General features: G+C 47.8%; 11 protein-coding genes, 3 tRNA genes and 1 pseudogene. 9 read left to right on the top strand and 6 right to left on the bottom strand.

What is annotated here, in order from left to right; all coding sequences use genetic code 11:
- Position 1 precedes the first annotated feature (1 nt).
- The 4 genes and pseudogenes from ybtE to EAS44_RS10775 form a co-directional block, all read left to right on the top strand.
- Entirely contained in the window at positions 2–1579 is a 1578-nt protein-coding gene (gene ybtE, locus EAS44_RS10795; protein WP_001088828.1) for a yersiniabactin biosynthesis salycil-AMP ligase YbtE, read from the top strand.
- Positions 1580–1709: 130 nt separating this feature from the next.
- Entirely contained in the window at positions 1710–3731 is a 2022-nt protein-coding gene (gene fyuA / locus EAS44_RS10790) for a siderophore yersiniabactin receptor FyuA (RefSeq protein WP_000784540.1), read from the top strand.
- A gap of 650 nt (positions 3732–4381) precedes the next feature.
- Entirely contained in the window at positions 4382–5131 is a 750-nt protein-coding gene (locus EAS44_RS10785) for an inverse autotransporter beta domain-containing protein (RefSeq protein WP_000039784.1), read from the top strand.
- Positions 5058–7189: pseudogene (locus EAS44_RS10775) on the top strand (Ig-like domain-containing protein); the annotation flags it as partial. The gene EAS44_RS10785 and the pseudogene EAS44_RS10775, both read left to right, overlap by 74 nt.
- Before the next feature lie 160 nt (positions 7190–7349).
- Here EAS44_RS10775 and EAS44_RS10770 read toward each other — a convergent pair.
- Positions 7350–8402, bottom strand: a complete 1053-nt coding sequence (locus EAS44_RS10770) for a glycosyltransferase family 9 protein (protein WP_000480488.1) — start codon at positions 8400–8402, stop codon at positions 7350–7352.
- Positions 8403–8716: 314 nt separating this feature from the next.
- On the opposite strand from EAS44_RS10770, the gene shiA reads away from it, so the two are divergent.
- From shiA to yeeN, 3 genes are all read left to right on the top strand, one after another.
- On the top strand, positions 8717–10033 hold the full coding sequence (gene shiA, locus EAS44_RS10765; RefSeq protein ID WP_000378563.1) for a shikimate transporter: 1317 nt from the start codon (positions 8717–8719) through the stop codon (positions 10031–10033).
- A gap of 101 nt (positions 10034–10134) precedes the next feature.
- Positions 10135–11589 carry an AMP nucleosidase gene (amn, locus tag EAS44_RS10760; protein WP_001060233.1) on the top strand — a complete coding sequence of 485 codons (1455 nt, stop codon included), beginning with the start codon at positions 10135–10137 and terminating at the stop codon, positions 11587–11589.
- Between the two features lie 342 nt (positions 11590–11931).
- Positions 11932–12648, top strand: coding sequence for a YebC/PmpR family DNA-binding transcriptional regulator (yeeN, locus tag EAS44_RS10755; RefSeq protein WP_000532923.1), 717 nt, complete (start codon positions 11932–11934; stop codon positions 12646–12648).
- 453 nt (positions 12649–13101) lie between these two features.
- Here yeeN and EAS44_RS10750 read toward each other — a convergent pair.
- Both EAS44_RS10750 and yeeO read right to left on the bottom strand, forming a co-directional pair.
- A tRNA-Asn gene (locus EAS44_RS10750) sits at positions 13102–13177 on the bottom strand.
- Between the two features lie 100 nt (positions 13178–13277).
- Entirely contained in the window at positions 13278–14765 is a 1488-nt protein-coding gene (yeeO, locus tag EAS44_RS10745; RefSeq protein ID WP_001327950.1) for a toxic metabolite efflux MATE transporter YeeO, read from the bottom strand.
- A 160-nt stretch (positions 14766–14925) separates the two neighbouring features.
- On the opposite strand from yeeO, the gene EAS44_RS10740 reads away from it, so the two are divergent.
- A tRNA-Asn gene (locus EAS44_RS10740) sits at positions 14926–15001 on the top strand.
- 37 nt (positions 15002–15038) lie between these two features.
- On the opposite strand, the gene cbl is transcribed toward EAS44_RS10740, so the two are convergent.
- Positions 15039–15989 carry an HTH-type transcriptional regulator Cbl gene (gene cbl, locus EAS44_RS10735; protein WP_001011000.1) on the bottom strand — a complete coding sequence of 317 codons (951 nt, stop codon included), beginning with the start codon at positions 15987–15989 and terminating at the stop codon, positions 15039–15041.
- A 101-nt stretch (positions 15990–16090) separates the two neighbouring features.
- Positions 16091–17008: a nitrogen assimilation transcriptional regulator NAC gene (nac, locus tag EAS44_RS10730; RefSeq protein ID WP_001011476.1), complete on the bottom strand. Its 918-nt coding sequence runs from the start codon at positions 17006–17008 to the stop codon at positions 16091–16093.
- A 325-nt stretch (positions 17009–17333) separates the two neighbouring features.
- Between nac and EAS44_RS10725 the strand changes: the two genes are divergently transcribed.
- Positions 17334–17409 (top strand) — tRNA-Asn (locus EAS44_RS10725).
- 55 nt (positions 17410–17464) lie between these two features.
- Here EAS44_RS10725 and ldtA read toward each other — a convergent pair.
- Positions 17465–18400 carry a L,D-transpeptidase gene (ldtA, locus tag EAS44_RS10720; RefSeq protein ID WP_000986329.1) on the bottom strand — a complete coding sequence of 312 codons (936 nt, stop codon included), beginning with the start codon at positions 18398–18400 and terminating at the stop codon, positions 17465–17467.
- Between the last annotated feature and the right edge of the window lie 38 nt (positions 18401–18438).

Genomic DNA, 18438 nt, shown 5'->3' with positions numbered 1-18438 from the left:
CATGAATTCTTCCTTTGAATCTCTGATTGAACAGTATCCCTTACCCATTGCCGAACAGTTGCGCCACTGGGCGGCCCGTTATGCCTCGCGAATTGCCGTCGTTGATGCAAAGGGGTCGTTAACCTACAGCGCGCTTGATGCACAAGTTGACGAACTTGCCGCAGGTCTGTCATCACTGGGTTTGCGTTCGGGGGAGCATGTAATTGTGCAGCTTCCCAACGACAACGCGTTTGTTACCCTGCTGTTCGCCTTGTTAAGACTGGGCGTTATCCCCGTGCTGGCGATGCCCTCGCAACGGGCGCTGGATATCGACGCGCTGATTGAGCTGGCGCAACCCGTCGCTTACGTTATTCACGGGGAAAACCACGCAGAGCTGGCCCGACAGATGGCGCACAAACACGCCTGCTTGCGTCATGTTCTGGTCGCTGGAGAGACCGTGAGCGACGATTTTACGCCGCTCTTCTCCCTTCACGGTGAGCGACAGGCATGGCCGCAGCCTGATGTTTCCGCCACCGCGTTGTTGTTGCTCTCAGGCGGCACAACCGGCACGCCCAAACTCATCCCGCGCCGACATGCCGACTATAGCTATAACTTCAGCGCTTCTGCTGAACTGTGCGGCATCAGCCAACAGAGCGTGTATCTCGCCGTCCTCCCGGTGGCGCATAACTTTCCGCTGGCCTGCCCCGGTATTCTGGGAACGCTTGCCTGCGGCGGAAAAGTGGTGCTGACCGACAGCGCCAGCTGTGATGAGGTGATGCCTTTAATCGCGCAGGAAAGAGTGACTCACGTCGCCCTGGTTCCGGCGCTGGCGCAATTATGGGTGCAGGCCAGGGAGTGGGAAGACAGCGACCTTTCGTCGCTGCGCGTCATTCAGGCAGGCGGCGCCCGGCTCGACCCGACGCTTGCTGAGCAGGTTATCGCCACCTTTGACTGTACCCTGCAACAGGTTTTCGGTATGGCGGAAGGCCTGCTCTGTTTTACCCGGCTGGACGATCCGCATGCCACCATTCTCCACAGCCAGGGGCGCCCGTTGTCCCCTCTGGATGAAATCCGCATCGTTGATCAAGACGAGAACGACGTCGCGCCGGGCGAAACCGGGCAATTGTTAACGCGCGGCCCTTATACCATTTCGGGCTATTACCGCGCCCCTGCCCACAACACGCAGGCCTTTACCGCGCAAGGGTTTTACCGCACAGGCGACAATGTCAGGCTGGATGAGGTGGGGAACCTGCACGTTGAGGGACGCATAAAAGAGCAGATCAACCGCGCCGGAGAAAAAATAGCCGCGGCTGAAGTGGAATCGGCACTGCTGCGTTTAGCGGAAGTGCAAGATTGCGCGGTGGTCGCCGCGCCGGACACGCTGCTTGGCGAGCGGATTTGCGCGTTTATCATCGCGCAGCAGGTGCCAACTGACTATCAGCAGTTGCGTCAACAACTGACCCGTATGGGGCTCAGCGCGTGGAAAATTCCTGACCAAATCGAGTTTCTGGACCACTGGCCGCTCACCGCCGTCGGCAAGATAGACAAAAAACGCCTGACGGCTCTCGCCGTCGACCGTTATCGCCATTCTGCCCAATAAGCGCAAACCGACCCGAAACAGGTTGAAATAAACCCGTTTCGGGTAGCACCACTATTAGAAATAGTTATCATTTTCAATTCACCATTGTCGGTATTTTTGGCGTTTCGCCGTCTTACAGGGACTCACAACAATGAAAATGACACGGCTTTATCCTCTGGCCTTGGGGGGATTATTGCTCCCCGCCATTGCTAATGCCCAGACTTCACAGCAAGACGAAAGCACGCTGGTGGTTACCGCCAGTAAACAATCTTCCCGCTCGGCATCAGCCAACAACGTCTCGTCTACTGTTGTCAGCGCGCCGGAATTAAGCGACGCCGGCGTCACCGCCAGCGACAAACTCCCCAGAGTCTTGCCCGGGCTCAATATTGAAAATAGCGGCAACATGCTTTTTTCGACGATCTCGCTACGCGGCGTCTCTTCAGCGCAGGACTTCTATAACCCCGCCGTCACCCTGTATGTCGATGGCGTCCCTCAGCTTTCCACCAACACCATCCAGGCGCTTACCGATGTGCAAAGCGTGGAGTTGCTGCGAGGCCCACAGGGAACGTTATATGGCAAAAGCGCTCAGGGCGGGATCATCAACATCGTCACCCAGCAGCCGGACAGTACGCCGCGCGGCTATATTGAAGGCGGCGTCAGTAGCCGCGACAGTTATCGAAGTAAGTTCAACCTGAGCGGCCCCATTCAGGATGGCCTGCTGTACGGCAGCGTCACCCTGTTACGCCAGGTTGATGACGGCGACATGATTAACCCCGCGACGGGAAGCGATGACTTAGGCGGCACCCGCGCCAGCATAGGGAATGTGAAACTGCGTCTGGCGCCGGACGATCAGCCCTGGGAAATGGGCTTTGCCGCCTCACGCGAATGTACCCGCGCCACCCAGGATGCCTATGTGGGATGGAATGATATTAAGGGCCGTAAGCTGTCGATCAGCGATGGTTCACCAGACCCGTACATGCGGCGCTGCACTGACAGCCAGACCCTGAGTGGGAAATACACCACCGATGACTGGGTTTTCAACCTGATCAGCGCCTGGCAGCAGCAGCATTATTCGCGCGCCTTCCCTTCCGGTTCGTTAATCGTCAATATGCCTCAGCGCTGGAATCAGGATGTGCAGGAGCTGCGCGCCGCAACCCTGGGCGATGCGCGTACCGTTGATATGGTGTTTGGGCTGTACCGGCAGAACACCCGCGAGAAGTTAAATTCAGCCTACGACATGCCGACAATGCCTTATTTAAGCAGTACCGGCTATACCACCGCTGAAACGCTGGCCGCATACAGTGACCTGACCTGGCATTTAACCGATCGTTTTGATATCGGCGGCGGCGTGCGCTTCTCGCATGATAAATCCAGTACACAATATCACGGCAGCATGCTCGGCAACCCGTTTGGCGACCAGGGTAAGAGCAATGACGATCAGGTGCTCGGGCAGCTATCCGCAGGCTATATGCTGACCGATGACTGGAGAGTGTATACCCGTGTAGCCCAGGGATATAAACCTTCCGGGTACAACATCGTGCCTACTGCGGGTCTTGATGCCAAACCGTTCGTCGCCGAGAAATCCATCAACTATGAACTTGGCACCCGCTACGAAACCGCTGACGTCACGCTGCAAGCCGCGACGTTTTATACCCACACCAAAGACATGCAGCTTTACTCTGGCCCGGTCGGGATGCAGACATTAAGCAATGCGGGTAAAGCCGACGCCACCGGCGTTGAGCTTGAAGCGAAGTGGCGGTTTGCGCCAGGCTGGTCATGGGATATCAATGGCAACGTGATCCGTTCCGAATTCACCAATGACAGTGAGTTGTATCACGGTAACCGGGTGCCGTTCGTACCACGTTATGGCGCGGGAAGCAGCGTGAACGGCGTGATTGATACGCGCTATGGCGCACTGATGCCCCGACTGGCGGTTAATCTGGTCGGGCCGCATTATTTCGATGGCGACAACCAGTTGCGGCAAGGCACCTATGCCACCCTGGACAGCAGCCTGGGCTGGCAGGCGACTGAACGGATGAACATTTCCGTCTATGTCGATAACCTGTTCGACCGTCGTTACCGTACCTATGGCTACATGAACGGCAGCAGCGCCGTCGCGCAGGTCAATATGGGTCGCACCGTCGGTATCAATACGCGAATTGATTTCTTCTGATTATTGTAAAAGGGATACCGAAAAGGTATCCCTTTTACACCACTAGTTAAAACCAGTAACTCAGCAGAGTCGCAAAAAATATTAATCCATAGTGATTATTTAAACAATGAAATTGCGATTAGGATAAATAGATTTAACTTTCTCGTTCCTTTCTCTCCTTATACTAAAGAAATAATCATATCAAAATAAAAATTCACAACAGTGCAACATTAAAAAATACAACCAACAAACAATCCTATATACAAGGCACATCTCCAGAATATAAAAGCACAGACAAACAACCTAAAAAAACAACCCCATACATATAAATTATTTTATAGGTAAAATAGATTATATATTCTCATAGCTACCATAAACTATACTAGCCTGAACTATATTTATTCTGCTGCAATCAATGCATACATAACACAAATATCACTCAGGTACACTACTCAAACCACGCTGGGATTTTTCCTCAAGTTATAATCATCACCCCGAAAATCATTCGGCATTTACTCATTAAATAGTCACCCCATAGGCCTGTACATGTTTACTCAGAAATATACATCCTTTTCTCTGTCATAAACCCTCTGATTAATCATAAATAAATACTTGTGACACCAATCTTTTTCCTTAACGGAACGAATTGTTGTGTAGAAGGAGATAATATTATGTCAAAAAAATATCAGCCATTGCTTATAACTCATTATATGTCAACATGGGTCACTATAACGGAAGCAGTTGAGATCACTACCAAAGCCATAAAACAAAAAATTACTCCTAGCGATATTTATCGTCATGCCTTGAGTGGCAACATCCTACTATCGGTCTATTTCCAGTCTCCTGTGATACTTAAGAAGATACAAACTTTTAATGGAAAAATAAAATTCAGGCAGTTTGTGGGAGACCTACTTGATAAACTATGCATGCTTGACAGGGACGGTTTTATTTATGGTCAAAATTTAAGACTCTGTACAGAAGCCAGATATATTTGTCCTGTGCAACAAATTATAGATACCCCCCTGTTACGCAAACTCAACCAGTTTCGTACGTTTGTTCGTAATGCCCGCCCGGGTGATGAACTGGATGTCCAGGCACAAGTTAGTGAAAAAAATTTAACCCCGCCGCCGGGTAACAGCAGTGGCAACCTTGAGCAACAGATAGCCAGTACTTCACAGCTAATTGGATCTCTGCTCGCCGAAGATATGAACAGCGAGCAAGCGGCAAACATAGCACGTGGATGGGCCTCTTCTCAGGCTTCAGGGGTAATGACAGACTGGTTAAGCCGCTTCGGTACCGCAAGAATCACGCTGGGCGTGGATGAAGATTTCAGCCTGAAGAACTCCCGTGACGGCAACCCTCGAAAATGGCGATTCGATGCAACAAACAGTGAACTATGTGCCGAACGTCACGAATGCTGAAATCACGCTGGCAGCCTCGAAGGATCCGGTGATTGCCGACAATAACGATCTCACGACACTAACAGCACCGTCGCTGATACAGAGGGCAATGCGATAGCCAACACTGAGGTAACATTTACTCTACCGGAAGATGTGAAGGCGAACTTCACGCTGAGCGATGGCGACAAAGCGGTTACTGATGCCGATGGCAAAGCGAAAGTCACGCTGAAAGGTACAAAAGCAGGCGCTCATACCGTGACAGCATCGATGGTTGGCGGTAAGAGTGAGCAGTTGGTGGTGAACTTTACTGCGGATACGCTCACTGCGCAGGTTAATCTTAACGTTACCGAGGACAATTTCATCGCCAATAACATTGGAATGACCAGGCTACAGGCAACAGTGACTGATGGAAACGGCAACCCAGTAGAAGGTATAAAAGTTAATTTCCGTGGAACCTCCGTCACGCTAAGCAGCACCAGCGTTGAAACGGATGATCAGGTTTTCGCTGAAATTCTTGTGACAAGCACCGAGGTCGGACTAAAAACAGTTTCAGCCTCTCTGGCAGATAAACCTACTGAAGTCATCTCGCGATTACTGAATGCCAAGGTAGATGTTAATTCTGCGACGATTACCAGTCAGGAGATACCTGAAGGTCAGGTCATGGTCGCACAAGACATAGCAGTTAAAGCTCACGTTAACGACCAGTTTGGCAACCCGGTGACGCATCAACCCGCGACATTCAGTGCAGCGCCATCCTCGCAAATGATCATCAGCCAGAATACGGTCTCTACTAATACGCAGGGAGTAGCCGAGGTCACCATGACGCCTGAAAGAAACGGCTCGTATACTGTAAAAGCATCCCTAGCGAATGGAGCTTCACTTGAGAAACAACTGGAGGCTATTGATGAAAAACTGACACTCACGTCCAGTCCGCTTATCGGTGTCAATGCTCCTAAAGGCGCTACTCTGACGGCAACGCTAACCTCTGCAAATGGCACTCCAGTGGAGGGTCAGGTCATCAACTTTAGCGTAACGCTAGAAGGTGCGACGTTAAGTGGCGGAAAAGTGAGAACCAACTCTTCAGGTCAGGCTCCAGTCGTTCTGACCAGCAATAAAGTCGGTACATATACGGTGACTGCATCGTTCCATAACGGCGTCACAATACAGACACAGACAACCGTGAAGGTTACTGGCAACCCAAGCACCGCACATGTTGCTAGCTTTATCGCTGATCCGTCGACTATCGCCGCCACCAACAGTGATTTAAGTACCTTAAAGGCAACGGTTGAGGATGGCAGTGGTAACCTGATCGAAGGTCTCACTGTGTACTTCGCCTTAAAAAGCGGCTCCACCACATTAACGTCATTAACAGCAGTGACCGATCAAAACGGAATCGCGACAACAAGCGTGAAAGGAGCGATAACGGGGAGCGTCACTGTAAGCACAGTCACAAGCGCAGGTGGAATGCAAACAGTAGATATATCGCTAGTGGCAGTCCCAGCAGACGCCTCGCAGTCCATCCTTAAGAACAACCAGTCATCACTGAAAGGGGACTTTACCGATAGTGCTGAGCTACATCTTGTTCTGCACGATATATCAGGCAATCCGATCAAAGTTTCTGAAGGGATGGAATTTGTGCAATCAGGTACAAACGTGCCCTATATGAAAATTAGCGCAATTGATTACAGTCAAAATATCAACGGTGATTACAAAGCTACTGTTACAGGAGACGGAGAGGGTATCGCAACGCTGATCCCCGTATTGAATGGTGTTCATCAGGCGGGCCTGAGTACCACGATAGAATTCATTAGCGCGGAAACCAGACCAATGACCGGTACAGTGTCAGTGAATGGTGCAAACCTACCGACAGCTTCATTCCCTTCGCAGGGATTTACCGGGGCGTATTATCAGTTGAATAATGACAACTTTGCACCAGGAAAAACGGCGGCTGATTATTCGTTTTCAAGCTCGGCCTCCTGGGTAGGCGTTGATGCTACTGGTAAAGTGACATTCAAAAATGACGGTGATAGCAATACTGTAATAATCACAGCGCCCCCAAGATCCGGTGGTGCTATTTACCAAACAGTTCCTCCTGAATCGCGTTTGGTGTGACTATGATCATTTTCGGTGAGTATTGCTTTGATCCAAAGGCTGGTTTTCTGTGATGATTGACCAGCCTCAGAGTATTGATGGCACCACCGTTCATAACAGATCGGCATTACTATGCATAAGTACTGCCTCAAATTCTCGCCAAAACACTTTTTAATGCCTTTGCGAATTCATCCAGACTTATATTGTCAATTTTTTGCCCAACGGCGACTGACTCCGAAACATCGGCCATTGCGGGCCATCGCGTTTTGTAATCAGCATAAATTGCAACAACAGGGGTATTATAGGCGCTTGCCATATGTAATATTGAGGTGTCAGGAGTTATTGCCATATAAGCATCTTTTATAATTGCTGCTGAACGTTTAATCGAGGGTGATAAGGATAAACGGTAGACATTATTATAACAATCCACTAATGCCCTGGCTTTATCTTCCCCTTTGGGTCCATAAACGATCACTATTGGCATATCTGTTTCACTTTGAATTTTTGCTATTAGATTTTCTGCAATCGATAATGAAAATGTACGTTCCTGCGAGCTACCTTCTAAATTGAGCGCAATGTAAGATCCTAACGATCGCATTTCCTCACGTACCTCATCGAGTACATCATCGCTTAATGGCAATTCATATATTGACCTGACTGCCGGAAAACCCGCCTCACGCATCATAAATGCCCATGTCATGGGTACAGGAGCCCGGAGATTCTGATCCATCCGGGACGCGTTCTTACACAAAGGGGAATAGCACTTCATGGTTAAACCGACGACCTGGAAATTCGTTTTTGCTTTCAACTGACTGATAAATATCATCGTTTTCAGGTTCTTTTTACGCATCGCCTCTATACAAAGATCCGGCGTACCGTATTGCAGTGTTATGTTCTTCGCTAAATCTTTTATTTCTTTTAATGTTGCGTGATCCTGCATAGTCATTGTGACTAATGTTAATTTATTCTGTTCAAGTTTGAGCGCATTAAAGACTTCTAAATTAATTGTCGACGTAACAATTAATAGATGCTTAATTTTATGCAATTCAAGCGCCCGAATAACAGGAAAGATGGCCATAGCATCGCCAATCTGATCGGGAATATGTATGACAACAAAGTCTGTTTTTTCAATATTAAAATTATAAGCTTTATAATCGTAGTAACTAAATGCAATACGTCTCAACAATGATACTAAAAACATAACTAACCTCGCCTCCCTACTGGTTATAATGCAATGCAGTCTATCAGAATCATCAGGGTGCAATTTTGTGCATATGCGGACTTTTATGTTTCATATCTCGAACCTGTGGGCCCTCTGCTTAATCCTTAAACAACACCAGCAACTCCTGCGCTTTCATCTTCCATCGAATTTTTCATGTTGCCGTTAATCAGCCATAAAATCATTTGCAGATTCGCTCTGTCGAGGTAGTCTCATAAGGTTCGTTTATAGATCGACGGCAATGTGAGTTACCTTTTCCATACTAATTATAAAAAGACAGTACAAACAGGATCATTATGGACTCCACGCTCATCTCCACTCGTCCCGATGAAGGGACGCTTTCGTTAAGTCGCGCCCGACGAGCTGCGTTAGGCAGTTTCGCTGGTGCCGTCGTCGACTGGTATGATTTTTTACTCTATGGCATTACCGCCGCACTGGTGTTTAATCGCGAGTTTTTCCCGCAGGTAAGCCCGGCGATGGGAACGCTCGCCGCATTTGCCACCTTTGGTGTCGGCTTCCTTTTCCGACCGCTCGGCGGTGTCATTTTCGGTCACTTTGGTGACCGGCTGGGACGTAAGCGCATGTTAATGCTGACCGTCTGGATGATGGGCATCGCGACAGCCTTGATTGGTATTCTTCCTTCATTCTCGACCATTGGGTGGTGGGCACCTATTTTGCTGGTGACACTGCGTGCCATTCAGGGATTTGCCGTCGGCGGCGAATGGGGAGGCGCAGCGTTGCTTTCCGTTGAAAGTGCGCCGAAAAATAAAAAAGCCTTTTACAGTAGCGGTGTACAAGTTGGCTACGGAGTAGGTTTACTGCTTTCAACCGGACTGGTTTCATTGATCAGTATGATGACGACTGACGAACAGTTTTTAAGCTGGGGCTGGCGCATTCCTTTCCTGTTTAGCATCGTACTGGTACTGGGAGCATTGTGGGTGCGCAATGGCATGGAGGAGTCCGCGGAATTTGAACAACAGCAACATAATCAAGCGGCCGCGAAAAAACGCATCCCGGTTATCGAAGCTCTGTTACGACATCCCGGTGCTTTCCTGAAGATTATTGCACTACGACTGTGCGAGTTGCTGACGATGTACATTGTTACTGCCTTTGCACTTAATTATTCAACCCAGAATATGGGGTTACCGCGCGAACTTTTCCTTAATATTGGTTTGCTGGTAGGTGGATTAAGCTGCCTGACAATTCCCTGTTTTGCCTGGCTTGCCGATCGTTTTGGTCGGCGCAGGGTTTATATCACAGGCGCGTTGATCGGAACGTTGAGCGCATTTCCTTTCTTTATGGCGCTTGAAGCACAATCTATTTTCTGGATAGTTTTCTTCTCCATAATGCTGGCAAACATTGCGCATGACATGGTGGTGTGTGTGCAACAACCGATGTTTACCGAAATGTTTGGTGCCAGTTATCGCTACAGTGGTGCTGGAGTCGGTTATCAGGTTGCCAGTGTGGTTGGCGGTGGATTTACACCTTTTATTGCCGCTGCACTCATCACTTACTTTGCCGGGAACTGGCATAGCGTCGCCATTTATTTGCTGGCTGGATGCCTGATTTCTGCAATGACCGCTTTATTGATGAAAGACAATCAACGCTCGTGATAGCCTAGCGAAGATCATCCGATCTTCGCCTTATACTTTTGTTTCACATTCCTGTGACATACTATCGGATGTGCGGTAATTGTATGGAACAGGAGACACACATGAATAATAAGGGCTCCGGTCTGACCCCAGCTCAGGCACTGGATAAACTCGACGCGCTGTATGAGCAATCTGTAGTTGCTTTACGCAACGCCATTGGCAAATATATTACAAGTGGCGAATTACCTGATGAAAACGCCCGCAAACAAGGTCTTTTTGTCTATCCATCACTGACCGTAACCTGGGACGGTAGCACAACTAATCCCCCCAAAACGCGCGCATTTGGTCGTTTTACTCACGCAGGCAGCTACACCACCACGATTACTCGCCCTACTCTCTTTCGTTCGTATCTCAATGAACAACTTACGTTGCTGTATCAGGATTATGGTGCGCATATCTCTGTGCAACCCTCGCAGCATGAAATCCCTTATCCTTATGTCATTGATGGCTCTGAATTGACACTTGATCGCTCAATGAGCGCTGGTTTAACTCGCTACTTCCCGACAACAGAACTGGCGCAAATCGGCGATGAAACTGCAGACGGCATTTATCATCCAACGGAATTCTCCCCGTTATCGCATTTTGATGCTCGCCGGGTTGATTTTTCCCTCGCACGGTTGCGCCATTATACCGGTACGCCAGTAGAACATTTTCAACCGTTCGTCTTGTTTACCAACTACACACGCTATGTGGATGAATTCGTTCGTTGGGGATGCAGCCAGATCCTCGATCCTGATAGTCCCTACATTGCCCTTTCTTGTGCTGGCGGGAACTGGATCACTGCCGAAACCGAAGCGCCAGAAGAAGCCATTTCCGACCTTGCATGGAAAAAATACCAGATGCCAGCATGGCATTTAATTACCGCTGATGGTCAGGGTATTACTCTGGTGAATATTGGCGTGGGACCGTCCAATGCTAAAACCATCTGCGATCATCTGGCAGTGCTACGCCCGGATGTCTGGTTGATGATTGGTCACTGTGGCGGATTACGTGAAAGCCAGGCCATTGGAGATTATGTCCTTGCACACGCTTATTTACGCGATGACCACGTTCTTGATGCGGTTCTGCCGCCCGATATTCCTATTCCGAGCATTGCTGAAGTGCAACGTGCGCTTTATGACGCTACCAAGTTAGTCAGCGGCAGGCCTGGTGAGGAAGTCAAACAGCGGCTGCGTACAGGTACTGTGGTAACCACAGATGACAGGAACTGGGAGTTACGTTACTCAGCTTCTGCACTTCGTTTTAACTTAAGCCGGGCCGTAGCAATTGATATGGAAAGTGCAACCATTGCCGCGCAAGGATATCGTTTCCGCGTGCCATACGGGACACTACTGTGTGTTTCAGATAAACCGTTACATGGTGAGATTAAGCTTCCCGGCCAGGCTAACCGTTTTTATGAAGGCGCTATTTCCGAACACCTGCAAATTGGCATTCGGGCGATCGATTTGCTGCGCGCAGAAGGCGACCGACTGCATTCACGTAAATTACGAACCTTTAATGAGCCGCCGTTCCGATAATAAGTTATGAACCTTCTTATCAGAAATAGATGTGAAGGATTAAGTAAGACATCTGGCAAATAGCCTGCAATAAACGCGGGCTGTTTGCTTCCTTGGGCAGATGCGAGTTTTATTATCGTCTTAATGATTTCCACATATTAAAAGCAAGTATGCTTTCAAAACACAATTATAAAAAATCCCGCCAACAACATTAGTTTTTATAAAATTAAATATAAGATTATGGCTTTAGAATATTTTTATTTCTAATAGACGAGATTTTTCCTGTTATGATATAATATGCTGAATTAACACATGTTAACGATTTACCAGTAATGTAAATAAATTTTCGAGGAGATCATTCCAGTGGGACGTAAATGGGCCAATATTGTTGCTAAAAAAACGGCTAAAGACGGTGCAACGTCTAAAATTTATGCAAAATTCGGTGTAGAAATCTATGCTGCTGCCAAACAAGGTGAACCCGATCCAGAATTAAACACATCTTTAAAATTCGTTATTGAACGTGCAAAGCAGGCACAAGTTCCAAAGCACGTTATTGATAAAGCAATTGATAAAGCCAAAGGCGGTGGAGATGAAACGTTCGTACAGGGACGTTATGAAGGCTTTGGTCCTAATGGCTCAATGATTATTGCTGAGACATTGACTTCAAATGTTAACCGTACGATTGCTAACGTTCGCACAATTTTCAATAAAAAAGGCGGCAATATCGGAGCGGCAGGTTCTGTCAGCTATATGTTTGACAATACGGGTGTGATTGTATTTAAAGGAACAGACCCTGACCATATTTTTGAAATTTTGCTTGAAGCTGAAGTTGATGTTCGTGATGTAACTGAAGAAGAAGGTAATATTGTTATTTATACTGAACCTACTGACCTTCATAAAGGAATCGCGGCGCTAAAAGCAGCTGGAATCACTGAGTTCTCAACAACAGAATTAGAAATGATTGCTCAATCTGAAGTTGAGCTTTCCCCAGAAGATTTAGAAATCTTTGAAGGGCTTGTTGATGCCCTTGAAGATGACGACGATGTACAAAAAGTTTATCATAACGTCGCAAATCTCTAATTATATGTTAAAGAAATCTGTCTTTATGGCAGATTTCTTTAATCTCATATAATCCTTATAAAAATATAATGTTTAACTCGTCATATTGCTTATAAAAAATCCCCGTTCCCAGAGAAATAATATTTATTAAAATGGCAGGTCTTCTTTTTCTAATTACCGAAGACAAAGTGGCAATTACGTATAGTTTCCCGATAAAGACGCGACAGCTACATCCCGCATAAGGCATTTTTCTCTTTATCTTTGTACGGTACTTCATGGAACAGAATTTTTGACCTTGTGAATCGTGATGTCTGTTGGGGAGGGGCAATTTGCTCACTGAAGCGTGAGACTCGATTAAGTGCACGAAACACAGAAATCAAAAACCCGGCCACTTTTTTACAAAGTGACCGGGTAAAAATAATTTTTATTTTTTAACTGTCCTGAGACTCATAGAGATGTCTCAAAACTAAAATTTGGCTCCTCTGACTGGACTCGAACCAGTGACATACGGATTAACAGTCCGCCGTTCTACCGACTGAACTACAGAGGAATCGTGAGAACGAGGCGAATATTAGCGATGCCCACCCACAATGTCAAAGCCTGTTTTTTAAATTTGAAATCGTTTGCTGAAATAATCTGCATTTTGTCGTTTATTCCGACACAACTGGCTTTTTTTCACACTTTTGCGGCTCGGATCGAGGGTATTTCCATAGCCAACGTCCAGTAACCATTCGCCAGTAAAACAGCACGGCCCGCACAGCCCAGTCGGCAAACATTCCCATCCAGACGCCAACCACACCCCAGCCAAGCATGATTCCCAGCACATAACCGACTACAACCCGACAACCCCACATGCTCAACATCGAAACCCACATGGCGTAACGGGCATCACGAGCACCTTTAAATCCAGCGGGTAGCACCCATGAGGCGGACCAAATAGGCATAAATAAAGCATTTAGCCAAATCAGAATCACAACGACGTGTTTAACCTGTGGATCCTGGGTGTAAAACGATGCCATAACCCCGGCAAAGGGAGCCGTTAGCCAGGCGATGGCCGTTAATCCAAGAGTGGACAGCCAGAACACATGCCGCAACTGAATCTCTGCTTGCGCTATCTGCCCTACCCCCAACCTTCGGCCTGTAATGATCGTAGAAGCAGAACCGAGCGCACTTCCGGGTAAGTTGATAAGAGCCGCAATTGAGAACGCGATAAAATTTCCGGCAATAACGCTGGTCCCCATCCCGGCAACGAACATTTGGGTTAATAACCGACCACTGGTAAATAACACTGATTCGACACTCGCTGGAATACCAATCCCCATGACTTCCCAGATAATGCTAAAATTCAGCGGTTTAAAATAGCTCTTTAACGAAATCCTTAGCGCAGGATTAAAACCAATCGCCAGCACCCACAAAATTGCAACTGCGCCAATATAACGAGAAATGGTTAAACCCAACCCAGCCCCGACAAATCCCAGTCCCGGCCAGGAGAAAAGGCCGTAAATCAATATGCCGCTAATAATAATATTAAGAATATTCAGGCTACCGTTAATCAGTAGCGGTATTTTCGTATTCCCTGCACCACGAAGTGCCCCGCTACCAATAAGAGTGATGGCAGCTGCTGGATAACTGAGTACGGTCAGCTCCAGATAAGTCAACGCCAGTGCTTTAACGTCTGTCGTGGCATCACCCGCGACGAAATCAATAATTTGTTCGCCAAAATGATGAATTAGCGTTGCCAACAGTACGGCAAACAACGTCATGATCACCAATGACTGCCGCGTCGCCACCCTCGCTCGTCGTCGATCTCGCTTACCGAGACTAAATGCTACAACGACAGTAGTACCAAGATCGATAGCTGCAAAAAAAGCCATAATGACCATATTGAAGCTGTCCGCCAATCCCACGCCGGCCATCGCATCTTTTCCCAGCCAGCTGACCAGAAAAGTGCTCAGAACCCCCATCAACAGGACACAGGCATTCTCCATGAAGATAGGAACAGCAAGCGGGGTTATCTCGCGCCAGAACAACACTTTGTAGCTCTTGCGTTTAGCGTGCCAGCGAGTGCCGTGAACAACCTGGCGTAAAGCAGAGGAGATATTCAAAGCCGACCTTAATTGCAGAAAGTGAAACCACATTTCAAATAATGAGGGAGAATCAGCAAAGCTGCAAAGATTTTCGCCATCAAATTGTCTGCAAATGCAACAAACTGTTGATAGAAACGGCAAACAGTTGGGAAAATTAAAAATCGGGTTTGACAAAAGATTTTTCGCCGTTAAGATGTGCCTCAACAGCGATTCCTCTGTAGTTCAGTCGGTAGAACGGCGGACTGTTAATCCGTATGTCACTGGTTCGAGTCCAGTCAGAGGAGCCAAATTTCTGAAAAGCCCGCTTTTATAGCGGGCTTTTTGCTATATCTGATAATCAATTTCCTCTTCACTGTTTTCCATCACCTGCCGCTTGATATCCTCAACTGAAAGTCCTGCATTACAAAGTTCCAGAAAGCGCCAGACATAGTTACGCTGAAGTTGTCCTCGCTTCAGTCCCAACCAGACAGTATTAGCATCGAAAAGATGCCGCGTATCCAGGCGGATTAAATTCTTTTCCTCTTGTTCACCGCTGGATTGTTCGGCAACTAATCCGATCCCAAGCCCAAGAGCAACATAGGTTTTAATGACATCAGAATCCTGCGCACTTAATATAATATCTGCCAGCAAACCTTTGCGGGCAAATGCGTCATCAATACGTGAGCGCCCCGTAATCCCCTGTCGGTAAGTGATTAACGGCCACTTCGCTATTGATTCCAGCGTCAATGGTGTAATTTGCGTCAAGGGATGATCGTGTGGAACAAGCAAACTATGGTGCCAACGAAACCACGGGAAGGCGACGAGCTGCGGGTCATTACTCAAACGCTCGCTGGCGATACCAATATCAGCTTCACCATTATGCAACAACGTCGCAATTTCCTGTGGCGTCCCCTGGATTAGCTCGAGCCGAACCTCCGGGAAAAGTTCGCGAAAAGCTTTAATGACCTCTGGCAAGCTATAACGTGCCTGAGTATGCGTCGTTGCAATAGTGAGAACGCCAGACGTATCGTTGGTAAACAGGTCTGCAAGCCGACGAACATTACTGGCTTCATTGAGAATACGTTCTGCAATGACCAGTAATGCTTTGCCCGGTTCAGTCATGCCCAGCAGTCGCTTACCTCGTCGAACAAATATTTCGATGCCAAGTTCATCCTCCAGTTCCCGAATATGACGGCTGACGCCTGACTGTGAGGTAAAAAGCATATTCGCAACCTCTGTCAGGTTGTAATCCTGACGTGCAGCTTCGCGGATTATCTTTAGTTGTTGGAAATTCACGGTAAACTCCGGGCAGTTCAGATATCCCGTTATTGTTAAAGTCTAACGCCCGGCATAACAAATAATAAAAACCCGCATCTTATTCCATCCCGATATAACGCTTAGCTCACCAATTGCCACTGCCTTTTTTCCATCACTGGAGAACTAATCACTGACATTAACAACTCTTTCACTGCCTGTGCCTGTGGCGATAAGTTCGCTCTGGCGGGTAAATTTAATGACAAAGAGAGACTCATGGAAGGCGTGGTAATGCGTGACATCCACCCATTTACTGCGCCACATAACGAACGCGCGGCCGATTCGGGTAATACTGCAACGCCCATGCCGCTGGCAATCGCTGCGGTAAGCGTAGCAATAGACTCAATTTCACCAATGACTTTTGCCGTGAGCCGCCGTAGGGAAAACGCCTCATCAACACGAAGTCTAACAGCGCTGTAATCACTGGGGAGAAAAAGGTTCATTTGTGCAATAGCATTAACATCAACGCTTTGCCCCGGGCAATCTTGAGTTCCTACCAGGAAAAGATCTTCTTTCAGCAAAGCCTGACTGGATACACCAGCCACAGGGGAATGCTCATAAATCACCGCCATATCGAGTTGTTGATTTATCAGTTTTTCGTTAAGCACTGCACCGCTATTTTCATGAAGATAGATAACGACCTCCGGGAATTCAGCGCGAACCGCCTGTAATAAGGGCATGGTGATGGATGACGCAGCGGTTCCTGGCGCAAAGCCAATCGAGACTTGCCCCGATAATGCCTGACCAACGTTATGCACCGCCAGTTGGGCCTGCTCACACTGACGTAAAATGGCCCGCGCATGGGTATAGAGAATTTTTCCGGCGTCTGTTGGCGTAACGCCCCGTTTTGTGCGAATCAAAAGTTGTTGATTTAACTCACCTTCGAGTGTGGCAACCTGCTGGCTGAGCGCTGGTTGTGCGATATGCAATACTTCAGCAGCCTGAGTCAGGCTACCAATATCTACAATTTTTACGAAGTATTTCAGGCGTCTGAAGTTCATGTTGCCTCCGGTTTTTGAGAATCGGCCCAAGTGCCGCCATTACTTACAACCAGACTGCAAGATGCTTGCCAGTTTTATTTTGGCGTTGATGTACAAGCTAACCAACTGTCAAATAAGAGATTATGATAGATTCGTCATTGGCTCTTTTCACCAGCAGTCGCGTTCCCCTGCCCTATAAAAGGAGGGTATGCACCACGATGGTTCATTACCAATAAGATTGAAATCTCATCACTTTGTTGAAATTGACAGCAAACAAACAAAAAAATGCATTTCACCCTTTGACATCACCATGCACTGCCATTAATATGCGCCCCGTTCACACGATTCCTCTGTAGTTCAGTCGGTAGAACGGCGGACTGTTAATCCGTATGTCACTGGTTCGAGTCCAGTCAGAGGAGCCAAATTCAAAAAAGCCTGCTTTCTAGCAGGCTTTTTGCTTTCTAATTACCAACGCTCTTAAAACATCTGTCTTGAACCAGAACTAATTTGCACAGGCATTCCCGATCGACGTTGCAACGCAGCATTTGCGCGATTCACATCAACTTCTTGCCCGTTGATAAACGCCCGCAAAGATGGGGTTACCGGCAATGGCACTTTTCGGTCAGACTCATATTCAGCACGATTGCGCGACAGCGGCTCATGAACTTCCAGCCACTTTGAACCATCCGGTTCCGTTGTGTATTTCACTGGCTGATCAATAATTTGCACACGAGTACCTACAGGAACATTATCAAACAGATATTTGATATCGTCATTGCGCAGACGAATACAGCCCTGACTTACCCGGAGCCCAATACCAAAATTGGCATTGGTACCGTGGATGGCATATAGCCTGCCAATATAAATCGCGTACAGCCCCATGGGATTATCGGGCCCCGCAGGAACAAATGCGGGCAAACTCTCCCCTCGTTTCGCATATTCGCGCCGGGTGTTCGGCGTTGGCGTCCAGGTTGGTGCTTCTTGTTTACGTTCAACGGTAGTCACCCAGTTACGCGGGGTTTCTCGCCCAGCCTGGCCGATACCAATAGGAAAGACTTCCACAGTATTACTGTCTGGTGGGTAGTAATAAAGACGCATCTCAGCGACGTTAACCACAATCCCTTTACGAACAGTGGCGGGCAAAATCAGTTGCTGCGGAATGGTGAGTTGCGAACCTGACTTCGGTAAGAAGACATCAGCGCCCGGATTCGCTTCCAGCATGTTACTTAACCCTTGCCCGTATTGTGCGGCAAAAGTCTCCAGCGGCTGGGTATTGTGATCAGGAACAGTTACAGTAAGCGACTGCCCCACTAAACGGCTACCCTCTGGAGGTAATGGATAAGTTACCGCCAGGCTAGTATGGCTGGCAAAAAGCAGAGCAAATGAGCAAAGAATATTTACACGACGCATCATGTCCCTTTCCTAAGTCGCGAAAGCTATCGGTTAAGTAT

It is taken from the genome of Escherichia coli DSM 30083 = JCM 1649 = ATCC 11775, assembly GCF_003697165.2.
GTDB classification, from domain to species: Bacteria; Pseudomonadota; Gammaproteobacteria; order Enterobacterales; family Enterobacteriaceae; genus Escherichia; species Escherichia coli.
The sequence above is the reverse complement of the archived record's forward strand: the minus strand, read 5'-3'. Positions and strand labels throughout refer to the sequence as shown.

What these genes read in the sequence shown, in the direction of transcription:
- shiA (WP_000378563.1), top strand. Translation starts at nt 8,717, where the DNA reads ATGGACTCCACGCTCATCTCCACTCGTCCCGATGAAGGGACGCTTTCG.
- ybtE (WP_001088828.1), top strand. Translation starts at nt 2, where the DNA reads ATGAATTCTTCCTTTGAATCTCTGATTGAACAGTATCCCTTACCCATT.
- fyuA (WP_000784540.1), top strand. Translation starts at nt 1,710, where the DNA reads ATGAAAATGACACGGCTTTATCCTCTGGCCTTGGGGGGATTATTGCTC.
- nac (WP_001011476.1), bottom strand. Translation starts at nt 17,008, where the DNA reads ATGAACTTCAGACGCCTGAAATACTTCGTAAAAATTGTAGATATTGGT.
- amn (WP_001060233.1), top strand. Translation starts at nt 10,135, where the DNA reads ATGAATAATAAGGGCTCCGGTCTGACCCCAGCTCAGGCACTGGATAAA.
- EAS44_RS10770 (WP_000480488.1), bottom strand. Translation starts at nt 8,402, where the DNA reads ATGTTTTTAGTATCATTGTTGAGACGTATTGCATTTAGTTACTACGAT.
- ldtA (WP_000986329.1), bottom strand. Translation starts at nt 18,400, where the DNA reads ATGATGCGTCGTGTAAATATTCTTTGCTCATTTGCTCTGCTTTTTGCC.
- EAS44_RS10785 (WP_000039784.1), top strand. Translation starts at nt 4,382, where the DNA reads ATGTCAAAAAAATATCAGCCATTGCTTATAACTCATTATATGTCAACA.
- yeeO (WP_001327950.1), bottom strand. Translation starts at nt 14,765, where the DNA reads ATGTGGTTTCACTTTCTGCAATTAAGGTCGGCTTTGAATATCTCCTCT.